The organism is Lacinutrix salivirga (assembly GCF_053604675.1).
On sequence record NZ_JBSHNP010000092.1, the window covers coordinates 56614 to 67944 of the forward strand.

At 30.6% G+C, this 11331-nt stretch carries 10 protein-coding genes; 8 read left to right on the plus strand and 2 right to left on the minus strand.

The features are described from left to right. Positions 1-113 precede the first annotated feature (113 nt). Genes ACVC5O_RS05100 through ACVC5O_RS05125 form a run of 6 tightly spaced genes read left to right on the plus strand, consistent with a single transcriptional unit; the run spans position 114 to position 7486 of the window. Positions 114-1184, plus strand: coding sequence for a glycosyltransferase family 4 protein (locus tag ACVC5O_RS05100; protein ID WP_452220392.1), 1071 nt, complete (start codon positions 114-116; stop codon positions 1182-1184). Between the two features lie 3 nt (positions 1185-1187). Further along, positions 1188-2513 (plus strand): O-antigen ligase family protein, encoded by a 1326-nt coding sequence (locus ACVC5O_RS05105; RefSeq protein WP_452220393.1) that lies wholly within the window; start codon positions 1188-1190, stop codon positions 2511-2513. Next, a complete protein-coding gene (locus ACVC5O_RS05110; RefSeq protein WP_452220394.1) occupies positions 2503-3441 on the plus strand; it encodes a glycosyltransferase family 2 protein in 939 nt (312 codons plus the stop codon). The genes ACVC5O_RS05105 and ACVC5O_RS05110 overlap by 11 nt, the downstream gene beginning before the upstream one ends. A gap of 2 nt (positions 3442-3443) precedes the next feature. Continuing rightward, the gene (locus ACVC5O_RS05115; protein WP_452220395.1) at positions 3444-5024 is read left to right on the plus strand and encodes a hypothetical protein; all 1581 of its coding nucleotides are present in this window, start codon (positions 3444-3446) and stop codon (positions 5022-5024) included. Further along, positions 5024-6034 (plus strand): glycosyltransferase family 4 protein, encoded by a 1011-nt coding sequence (locus ACVC5O_RS05120; RefSeq protein ID WP_452220396.1) that lies wholly within the window; start codon positions 5024-5026, stop codon positions 6032-6034. The genes ACVC5O_RS05115 and ACVC5O_RS05120 overlap by 1 nt, the downstream gene beginning before the upstream one ends. A 60-nt stretch (positions 6035-6094) precedes the next feature. Further along, positions 6095-7486: a sugar transferase gene (locus tag ACVC5O_RS05125; RefSeq protein ID WP_452220397.1), complete on the plus strand. Its 1392-nt coding sequence runs from the start codon at positions 6095-6097 to the stop codon at positions 7484-7486. Positions 7487-7654: 168 nt separating this feature from the next. On the opposite strand, the gene ACVC5O_RS05130 is transcribed toward ACVC5O_RS05125, so the two are convergent. Then, entirely contained in the window at positions 7655-8821 is a 1167-nt protein-coding gene (locus tag ACVC5O_RS05130; protein ID WP_452220398.1) for a lipoprotein N-acyltransferase Lnb domain-containing protein, read from the minus strand. Positions 8822-8835: 14 nt separating this feature from the next. After that, positions 8836-9903, minus strand: coding sequence for a putative type IX sorting system protein PorV2 (locus ACVC5O_RS05135; protein ID WP_452220399.1), 1068 nt, complete (start codon positions 9901-9903; stop codon positions 8836-8838). Positions 9904-10045: 142 nt separating this feature from the next. Between ACVC5O_RS05135 and ACVC5O_RS05140 the strand changes: the two genes are divergently transcribed. Together ACVC5O_RS05140 and ACVC5O_RS05145 are read left to right on the plus strand one after the other, a co-directional pair. Beyond that, positions 10046-10798 carry a CDP-alcohol phosphatidyltransferase family protein gene (locus ACVC5O_RS05140; protein WP_452220400.1) on the plus strand — a complete coding sequence of 251 codons (753 nt, stop codon included), beginning with the start codon at positions 10046-10048 and terminating at the stop codon, positions 10796-10798. A 38-nt stretch (positions 10799-10836) separates the two neighbouring features. Then, positions 10837-11331, plus strand: a 495-nt coding sequence (locus ACVC5O_RS05145) for a DUF808 family protein (RefSeq protein WP_452220401.1), incomplete at its 3' end; no start/stop codon positions are given.

Sequence of the window (11331 nt, forward strand, 5' to 3'; positions counted from 1 at the left end):
TGAATAGTGAAAAGTGAAAAGTGAAAAGTGAAAAGTGAAAAGTGAAAAGTTAAAAGTTAAAAGTGAAGAGTGAAAAATGATAACTAACAACGGATAATTGATAATTGATAATAATGAGAGTTTTACAATTAATAGATAGTTTACAAACAGGAGGAGCAGAGCGCGTAGCAGTGAATATTGCTAACGGCTTAGTGCCTTATGTTGAGGCTTCTTTTTTATGTGCAACCAGACAGGAAGGCTTATTAAAAAATAGCTTGGATACATCTGTTGGCTATTTGTTATTAAATAAAACTAAAACATTAGATTTTAAAGCTATTAAAAAGCTAAATCAATTTATAAAAGCAAATAAAATTACAGTAATTCATGCACATTCAACCTCTTTCTTTTTAGCTACTATTATAAAACTTCAAAATAAAAAAATAAAGTTAGTATGGCACGATCACTATGGGAAGAGTGAGTTTTTAGATCAAAGAAACCATAAAATATTAAAAAAATGTGCATCGTATTTTTCTCATATTTTTTCAGTAAATACAACTTTAGAAGTTTGGGCAAAGCAAAAGCTTAAAGCAAAAAGTGTAAGTTATTTACCCAATTTTGCAGTGCCAGACACTACTAAGCCACAAACCAATTTAAAGGGTAAAGCAGAAAAACGAATTCTTCATTTGGCAAATTTGCGACCTCAAAAAGATCATTTTACGTTACTAGAAGCTTTCAAAAAAATCACAAAAAAACATCCTGATTGGTCGTTGCATTGTGTTGGTAAAAATTTTGAAGATGATTATGCTAAAGCAGTACAATTAAAAGTTGAAGAGTTGAAGCTTGCAAATCAGGTGTTTTTTTACGGAAGCCAACCAGATATCACATATATTATCAAACAATGTAATATTGCAGTGTTATCCTCTAAATCCGAAGGGTTACCAATAGCATTACTAGAATATGGGTTAAATAAAATGCCAGTTGTAGCAACTAACGTTGGCAATTGTAAAGAGGTTATACCAACTAAAAAAGAAGGGTTTTTAATTGAAGCAGAAAGTATTGAAGCATTATCTAATGCAATTAATTTTTATATTGAAAATAGAGAAGATGCTATTGAAGCTGGAAAGCATATCTTTGAGCGTGTACATTTAAATTTTTCGGCTAAAGCAGTGGTTTTAAAAATAGTAGAAATCTATAAAATGTTATAGGTAGTGAATAAAGAAGAGATATTAAATATAAAATTAAAGCGCATAGTAAAGCCCTTTTATGTAAAGGTGACTTTGGCACTTATGTTGGTGTCTTATTTTTATAATCTCCCAATAATTAAGTACAGTTTAACAGGTGATAATGAGTTTAGATTGTATGATGTTTGTGGTATAGTGCTTCTTTTTGTTTTTATTAAAAACTATTCAATTTTAAAGTATTACATTAATAGTATAAAACAGTTTAGACTCCTTAAATCTTTTATGCTTTGGTGTTTAATTACATTTTTTGTTACTATTTTATTTGCTGTTTATAATTCTAAAACAGTAATAATTCTTCAATCTGTATTGTATTATTTTCATTTTGTAACCTTCTTTTTAACAGCGCTTTATTTTTCAATTTTATTAAAAAACAGTAAGTATTATAAATACACACTACATATTATATTTATATTAATTATTGCCTCTGGTTTGGTTATTATTGGACAACACACAGGATTAGTTCCTTTTTTATGGGCCGAAGAATACAGACGTGCTTATAACGGATTTTTATCTGGCACTTTTGGTCCAAATAAAATTGTTACAGGTATGATTATGCTAATGTCGTTTATGCTTTGCATCGCTGTGTATATTCAAAAAGGGATAAAAGTCAATAAAATTTTATTGTTAAGTGCTTTGTTAATGAGTGCAGTTATTGTTGCTTTGTCTGGTTCTAGAACAACATATTTAGGTGTTGGAGTGTTTGCAGTTTATTTTTTAATAACCAACACTGGGAAGTTTTTAAAATTTTCTATGGTTATTGTATTTGCAATAGCAATAGCCATTTATTTTAATTTAGGTGTTGTAGATTTAGTAACTAATGTTTTTGACGATAGAGTAACTAATAAAATAACAGACCCTACACTTTTACAAGAAGGCTCTGTCGATGTAGATTTGCTTTATGAAGATTTAGGTTCTGGTAGAAAAGGATTATCCTTAATGTATATTAAATATTTGTTACAAAGTCCTTATGTAATTCCTTTTGGAGTTGGTTTTAATAATAGGATGCTAATTGGGTCTTCTGCTCATAATATATATTTAACACTAATAAATGAAGTGGGTTTGGTTGGTGTGTTTTTATATTTTAGATGGTTATTTTCTTATTATTTTATAAATTTAGGAAGAGCGAAACATTTAAAAACAATACTTAGAGGACTTATTGTTTCTATGGCTGTGACTTTGTTTTTTGGAGAGCATCTTTATATTTACAGACCACTTTTTGGTATTTTAGGCTTTTTCCTGTTAATAACTGTACTTTTAATAGTACCACGATATTATTTTAAAAATGATAAATGATCATAAAATAGCAGTAGTTATTCCATATTACAACGCAGCAAAGCATATTGTTGATGTGGTGAATAAGTTACCAGAAATAGTGTCTATAATCTATGTTGTGGACGATTGTAGTCCTGAGCCATTACCAAGAGAAGACTTACTTAAAAACTCTAGAGTGAGATTGTTAAAAAACGACAAAAACTTAGGTGTTGGTGGAGCAACAAAAACAGGGTTTCAGCGAGCTATAACAGATAATATTGATATTGTTGTAAAAGTTGATGCAGACGATCAAATGGATACTACCTACATTAGTCAATTAATAGAGCCTTTAATTAGTGCTAAGGCAGAATATGCAAAAGGAAATCGCTTTAGGGATTTTAAAGCCTTAAAAAAAATGCCTTTTGTTAGAAAAGCAGGTAATTTAGTGCTTACTTTTTTAACTAAAGTCGCCACAGGTTATTGGAATAATTTTGATCCTACCAATGGGTTTTTTGCTGTAAAAGTGTCCACATTAAAAGCCTTGGATTTTAGTAATATAGCAAATCGCTATTATTTTGAAACCTCTTTAATTGCAGAGCTTTATTTCCAAGAAGCACGTATAAAAGATATTCCAATGCCAGCAATATATGGCGACGAAAAATCGAGTATGAGTGTTTGGAAAATGCCATTTGTATTTTTGCCAAAACTGGTTAAAACCTTTTTTAAACGCATAATAAAAAGCTATTTTTTGTATGATTTTAATATGTCGTCAATTTACCTTTTATTAGGCGTTCCGCTATTTATGTTTGGTGTTATTTATGGTTTATATACGTGGTGGTATTACTCATCACTGTCTATTTTTGCACCTACAGGAACTATAATGTTAATTACATTGACAACAATACTTGGTTTTCAGCTAGTATTACAAGCAATACATTACGACATTACTAAAGCGCCTAAATCTCTATAACAATGCGATTAACACTACAAAAAACACTATTGGTAGTGGTTATTAATTTAGTCATAGCTATTGGCTTTTTTATAGAAAATTTAGATGCTGGTTTTAGCGAATTGTCTTCAGATTTATTAAACATAATTCCTGTTGCACAAAAGTTTGATAATCCAGAATTGTATAAACACGATTTATTTGTAGATGATATTAATAATGTAAAATATTACACACCGTTTTTTGTACAACCGCTTCGGTTTATAGCAAAGTTTACAAATTATGATTACTTGCAAGCGTTAAACGTTATGAGCTTGATTTGCCATTTTTTATTTGGTGTACTTTGGTTTTTAATGTTTTACAAGTACAGTAAGCACTTTTTGTTAGCCTTATTAGTTTCCTTGCTTGTTAGAGGTATTGTTTGGTTACCAGGTTTTGAGATTTGGGGCATTTCTGGTCTCTGGTCAATGATGCCAAGAACACTTTATATTGCCTTATTTCCAATTCCGTTTTTAATACTGTCTAAACCTTTTAAAAATGTTTTACTCGCTGCTTTTTTAATTGGATTAATTTTTAATTGTCATCCTATTACAGGTTTAGGTGGCATTTTACTATTTATACTTTATGTTTTATTGTATAGTTATTTTTATGATAGAACGCATTTTAGTGTATTGAAATTTATTCAAGTTTTAGGCGTAATTATATTAGGTATGTTGCCTTTTGTTTTTACTTATTTCGGGAAAACTTCAGCAGAAGTTAATTATAGTTTGTTGGATTTTAATGCTGCTTTTAACGATAGAATTCCTAATATCTTTACTCAGCCAAGTGCTTTTTTAAAGCGTTGGTTTTCTAATTATACCATACTATTAATATTACCAACATTAATTTTGTTGCTAGTCGCTAAAAACAATTATATTTTGTTTAAAAAGGCAAAGTTGATAGTAGTTTTAACGCTTCTGTTGTTTACACTTCCATTATTAAGCGTGTATATAGAACGTTTTATTAATAGTGTTTTTAATTTAAATTTAAGGCTATCGTTTCAATTAATTAGATTACAAAAGGTAGCCATCGTACCAAGTTATTTCGCATTACTATTACTATTGGTTTATGGAGCAAAAAAAATAAAACATACTTGGTTTTCTCCAGTATTGGTGTCGGTTTTTGTGTTGATTTTAATAACTTCAAAAACAACACTAATGCGTTCAATACCACTATTAGGAAACGATATTTTTTCGCAAGTCCTTCCTTTTAATTTAAGTTTTAGTAAACCATCTAAAGCAGGAAATCCTACAAAAGATAAGATGGCAAAATATATAGAAGAGAACACACCAATTGATGCTATTATATATGGAGATTTTATGTATAGAAGTGCCTCTAAACGCTCAGTAATGTTTGATAATAAAGGTGCATCAATGCTTATTGAAGGGAATCCCGTAAAGTTAATTGATTGGTATAAAAAGAAACAACATATTAAATCTTTAAGCACAAAGGAAGAACGCTGGCTATATTTAAAGTCTTTGGGTGTTGATTATTATGTGACCTACAATCCTAATTATAATTTAGAAATCGTTCATAAAGAAGATGATTTAATTCTCTATAAATTTTAATGAAAAACCTCATATACATAGGAAACAAATTATCGCACAAAGGCAAAACTGTAACCTCTATTGAAACCTTAGGGAAATTTTTGGCTTCGGAAGGGTTCACTGTAAAAACAGCCTCTAGTAAAACCAATAAAGTACTACGAATTTTAGATATGCTAAGCTGTATTTTTAAATACAGAAAACAAACAGATTTTGTGCTAATAGACACTTACAGTACACAAAATTTTTATTATGCCTATTTGTGCAGTAATCTTTGCAATACACTTAACTTAAAATATGTTCCTATTTTACATGGAGGGAACCTACCAGAACGGCTTAAAAACAATCCAAAATTAAGCGCTTCTATTTTTAAAAATGCTTTTGTAAATATTGCACCTTCAGAATATACAAAAAAACACTTTTTGGACTATAATTTTACAAACATAAAAGTGATTCCTAATTCTATTGCCATTGAAAATTACAAGTTTAAACCAAGGGAAATAGAGGAGATTAAACTGCTTTGGGTACGCTCATTTTCTAAATTATATAATCCTAATTTGGCAATCGATGTTTTGTCACAATTACAAAAACAAGGTCATAAAGCCTCGCTTTGTATGGTTGGTCCAGAAAATGATGGCGCATTACAACTAGCCAAAGATTATGCAAAGTCTTTACATGTAGAAGTTAAATTTACAGGCAAACTACCTAAACAACAATGGATTGCTTTGGCAAAAGATTATAATGTATTTATAAACACTACAAATTTCGATAACATGCCTGTGAGTGTAATTGAAGCTATGGCATTAGGATTACCTATTGTAACTACAAATGTTGGAGGGATTCCGTATTTAATTACCAATAAAAAAAACGGACTTCTAGTACCTCCAAACACTGCAAATGCATTTGTGACTGCTATTTTAGAGCTTAAAACCAATAAAGAATTACTTGCAAATCTAGTTTCAAATTCAAGAAAAACAGTGGAATCCTTTGCGTGGAACGCAGTAAAAAAACTTTGGATAATTACATTGCAATAGATTTTCTGGTGTTAAATTCTAATTACTTATTATATTTACAGCAATTCTTCCATACTATAAATGACTAAAAGTAGTATTCATTTTAATATCTCCGAACGTAAGATTTTACTACGTATTTTCGATGTGCTTTTTATTCTTGGCTCATTATATTTAGTGAGTAATGTGTTTGATTTCGATTATTTTACATTTTCTGCTCAAAATTGGACATGTACTCTTGTTTTGTCACTATATATCTTAGCTTTTGGGACTGTTTTTGAGCTTTACGATTTACAAAAATCAAGTCGTTTAGAATCGGTTTTACCAAACATTATTCTTACAGCTTCGGTAACAGTTTTATTTTATTTGTTAACACCATTTTTAACGCCTACATTACCAGAAAACAGACTTCAAATCGTCTATTTTTATTTGGCTATTTTATTGGCACTTGCAGTTTGGCGTTGGGCTTATATTACCTTTATAACCTCTGTTCGATTTTCTAGAAAAGTACTTATTGTTGGAGAAACCTCTAATATTGCTAGCATTGTTAATGCCTTTAAACAAGCAGATCCAAATTATAAAATAATGGGTTTTATTAATTGCGAAGTTGAAAAAAAAGACGCCATTAAATACAAAGGAATAACAGAGTATAAGCCAGAAGACATCCATACTATAATTGAAGAAGAAGGGATTACAGAAATAGTTGTAGCCAGTTATAATTCTGAAACAATTACTTCTGAAATTTATAATAATTTAATTAGGCTTTTAGAGAGAGGTTTCCCAATTAAAGAATATACACGTGTTTACGAAGAAATTACTTATCGTGTTCCTGTACAATTTGTTGGGAAAGATTTCTACAAATATTTTCCGTTTAGCCGAAGCAATCAAAATAAACTGTATTTAGCCTACAGACGTATTTTTGATGTTCTTTTATCATTAATAGGTATAATTATAGGTGTTTTTTTATTACCAATAGTGCTTATAGGAAATGCTTTTGGCAATAGAGGTCCATTGTTTTATTCGCAAGAACGTGTTGGAAAAAACGGAAAAACCTTCAGTATTTTAAAGTTTAGAACAATGGTTAAAAATGCTGAAACTGCTGGAGCAGTTTGGGCAACAAAAAACGATGCAAGAATCACTCGATTTGGTCGTTTTTTAAGATTATCTCGTTTTGACGAAATCCCTCAATTTGTAAATATTCTTAAAGGCGAAATGAGTTTAATTGGTCCAAGACCAGAACGACCACATTTTGTCAATGAGTTATCGCAAGTTATTCCTTTTTACGAAACCAGACATATTATAAAACCAGGACTTACAGGTTGGGCTCAAGTAAAAGCACGCTATGGCTCTAGTATAGACGATAGTTTAGTGAAATTGCAATACGATTTATACTATATAAAACACCGAAGCTTCTTTTTAGATTTTAATATTATAGTAAAAACATTGAGTACTGTTTTGTTTTTTAGAGGACAGTAGGTTGGTTTTTAGTATTTAGTATTCAGTATTCAGTATTCAGTATTCAGTATTCAGTATTCAGTATTCAGTATTCAGTATTCAGTATTCAGTATTCAGTATTCAGTCGCAGTATTCAGTATTCAGTCGCAGTCGCAGTACTCAGTCTCAGTTTTCATTGATAACTGATAATTAAACAGCTTTCCATGTTTTAATCAAAAACACGTATCTTAAAAATAAAGCAATAACAATAGGTATTAAAACAGGCGCAAAGCGTTGTACTCCAACACACCAATGTAAAACCATAAGGCAGAGCATTACGACTAAAAACTTTAAATAACCTCTAAACCAGTTTTTTGGTGTGGCTTTTAAAAGCTGAAAAATAAATGGTAAACTTAAAGGACATGCCCAAAGCAAATTATAATTGTGAGCTGTTGTAGTGTGATTTGTACCAAACCATAACCATAGTAATAAAACACCTATAATTCCAGTACTGCTGAAAATTGTAACATCTAACCAAACGGTTCTTCTCTTATTCTTATAATCTCTATAAGTTATAAAAATAATGCCTATACCTAATAGTAGAAATACAAAAAGCGGACTTGTAAAAAACGAACCAGAATTCTCAGTTTCTTTTTTTGCATAAATAGTACGAGACGATTTAACTAGTGGTGTTTTAGATTTTTCGTAAGTAGCAGTTTCAAAAAAACTGTGTATGTATTTTGGTAAAAACATATAATTGTAAGGAGCAGCTTTTTGGTCTATTACAGAGCCTAATGCGACGTCAATACCAAAGCTTCCCCAAGTATTCCACTTTAAATTCTCTTGTATTAAATCCCTAAATGTTTTTGCTTCTTCCGTTTTAAATTCTTTATAAATAATAGTTTCTGTGGTTACATTTTGTGTCACATCTCTAATTTTTGTGGCACAATTATCATAAAAAAAATCGTAAAGATACTCTCTGTTTTCTGGTTTAGAATTAGTAATTAAAAAGGTGTAGAAAGTACGTTTTTCTTCAGTAGAAAGCTGTAATACTTGTTCTTTTATAGATCTGTTTTGACTTTTGTAAAACGGAATAACATCTCTATAATTACTTACACCTTGCCAATATAAAAGTTTTCCTTTTGCAAAATTGGTGTAAAAATTAGGAGCATTAAAATCGAAACGACCATAATCGTAAACAATATCTACATAAGGAGTTTTTACTCTAATTCCGTTGTGTCCAAAGGCATCGTTTAAGTTTGTTCCTGCGCCAAAAGTAAGAATGCTAATCTCAGAATCTTCTGTTAGATTAGGGTTTTGTGAGAATAAGGAGAACGTTAAAAATAATAAAGTTAGTGCTAGTAAAGTAGATTTCATAAGTCAAAAATAAACTATCTAAAGATACTGAAATCTAATTTTAAAGAAAACACATTAGAATATAAAGCTGCACTTTGATCGCCAATATCTGTAAACGCATAATCTACTTGGATACCTTTGTATTTAAAGCCTAAACCAAAATTTGGTTGAAATGTAGAACGATCGTCCTCACCATCGTTTTCAGTTTGGAAATTACCAACACCTCCACGTAAATAAACCATATCTATATAGCCAAATTCAAAACCTAAAGCAGGATTTATACTAAATGCAGAAGTGGATATAATGTCGTTAGTTTCGGCAAAACGCACATTCATATCTAATTCTACCAATAAGGAATAGTCGTAGTGAAATACATGTTTTTTGGCAACACCAAGTTGTAATTTAGGGATGGTTATTTCTGTTTTTTCTGGGAGCTCTTGGTTTTGGCCTTCGACAGCGCCTTGTATTTGTGCAAACTTATCTTCATCAAAATTCCAAGAGTTAAACGTGGTAGTAATATCTCTTGCCATTAATCCAAATTTCCAATCATTCTGACTTTCAAATTGTATTCCAGCATCTAAACCAAAACCCCAAGAATTTCCGAAGTCACCTATAATTCTTCTAATTACTTTAGCATTAACACCATAATTTAATCCTTGTACAGGTAATTTATGTGCGTAAGAAAATGTTAATCCATAATCTGCTGTAGAGAATAAGTTTATACGATCGTAATTCACATTGCCTTCACTATCAATAAGTTGTGTGGTGTCTAAAATATCATCTACTGCAAATCTAATTAAGGATAAGGCTACAGTGCTTCTGTCGTCCAAAGGCATTGCAAAAGCAGCATAATCGTAATTTGCAATGTTAGCAAAATAGCTAGAGTGCATTAGTGCTAATTGTTTATCTTCTACGTGAACTAATCCAGCAGGATTCCAATACCCAGCGTTAACATCGTTAGTGCTAGCAGTAACAGCGCTACTCATACCAAGAGCTGCTGCATCTACACCAATATTCATAAACTCGTTAGAGTATTTTCTAACGGTTTGGCTATAACAAACAAATGAAAGGGTTAAAAACCCTAAGATGAAATAATTTTTCAAGTACAATTTTTTTACAAAGATGCTATAATTTTTCTATATATTAAACTTCAAAATCAATACTATATTGCATCTTACTATGTATTGTTTTTAATTTATGACCATACCAAATAATGATTTTAGTATTTTTACAAAAAATAGACTAATGAATATTAAAAGGTATATTCCTAATTTTATAACGCTTCTAAATCTTTTCTGCGGAAGCATAGCCGTTATTTTTGCAGTACATAATCACTTTGTATTAGCTACATTATTTGTGTTTTTGGGTATCTTTTTCGATTTTTTCGATGGGTTTTTTGCGCGCAAGTTTAATGTGCAAAGTCCCTTGGGAGTTCAATTAGACTCACTTGCAGATATGGTTACTAGTGGCTTAGTGCCAGGAATTGTAATGGTTAAATTGTTAGAGTTTGCTTGTGGAAAAAAAGCGTTTAATATTACAAGCGATTGGTCGGAAACTATGCAGTGGTCTGGTTTAGAGTTTAATATAATTCCTTTAATTGGGTTGTGTATTACGTTAGCTTCGGCTTACAGACTAGCAAAATTTAATATAGACGAAGACCAACAAAGCTATTTTAAAGGCTTGCCAACTCCTGCAAATGCCTTGCTTATTTTGTCATTACCAATGATTATGGAATTTCAAAATAGCGATACAATGAATGCCATAATTTTTAACAAATGGTTTTTAATTGGCTTAACGGTTGTGAGTTGTTATTTGCTAAATTCGTCTATAAAACTATTTGCTTTAAAATTTAAGGATTGGAGTTTTAAAAATAATAGCATGCGCTATATTTTTATACTGTTAAGTATTGTGTTACTTGTTGTATTACATTATGCTGCAATACCTTTAATAATCTTATTATATATTATTTTGTCTTTGCTTTCGAGCAAAACTATTTAATTCTTACCTATTTATTAATTTAGAAAAAAGTAATTTTTATGGCTTCAGGTTTTTTTGCATTATTAGATGATATCGCAGTATTAATGGACGATGTTGCTGCAATGACTAAAATAACAACTAAAAAAACGGCAGGTATTCTTGGTGATGATTTAGCGGTTAATGCAGAAAAAGCTTCTGGATTTGTATCCTCGAGAGAGCTACCAGTGTTGTGGGCAATTACTAAAGGCTCTTTTTTAAATAAGCTTATTATTTTGCCTCTTGCATTTTTATTAAGCGCATTTTTACCTTGGGCAGTAACTGTGGTTTTGGTTTTAGGAGGTGTGTACTTAGCCTATGAAGGTGCCGAGAAAATCTTTGAGTACTTTGTGCCTCACGAACCTAAAGAGCGAGTAAATAGCTTAGATCATAAACTAAGTGAAGCTGAAATATTGGCATTAGAAAAAACTAAAATTAAATCTGCAATTGTTACAGATTTCATATTATCTGTAGAAATAGTAATTATTGCTTTAGGCACAGTAGTTGACCAGACCTTA

Coding starts and splice junctions, on each gene's coding strand:
- ACVC5O_RS05100 (WP_452220392.1), top strand. CDS start 114: ATGAGAGTTTTACAATTAATAGATAGTTTACAAACAGGAGGAGCAGAG.
- ACVC5O_RS05110 (WP_452220394.1), top strand. CDS start 2,503: ATGATAAATGATCATAAAATAGCAGTAGTTATTCCATATTACAACGCA.
- ACVC5O_RS05115 (WP_452220395.1), top strand. CDS start 3,444: ATGCGATTAACACTACAAAAAACACTATTGGTAGTGGTTATTAATTTA.
- ACVC5O_RS05120 (WP_452220396.1), top strand. CDS start 5,024: ATGAAAAACCTCATATACATAGGAAACAAATTATCGCACAAAGGCAAA.
- ACVC5O_RS05125 (WP_452220397.1), top strand. CDS start 6,095: ATGACTAAAAGTAGTATTCATTTTAATATCTCCGAACGTAAGATTTTA.
- ACVC5O_RS05130 (WP_452220398.1), bottom strand. CDS start 8,821: ATGAAATCTACTTTACTAGCACTAACTTTATTATTTTTAACGTTCTCC.
- ACVC5O_RS05140 (WP_452220400.1), top strand. CDS start 10,046: ATGAATATTAAAAGGTATATTCCTAATTTTATAACGCTTCTAAATCTT.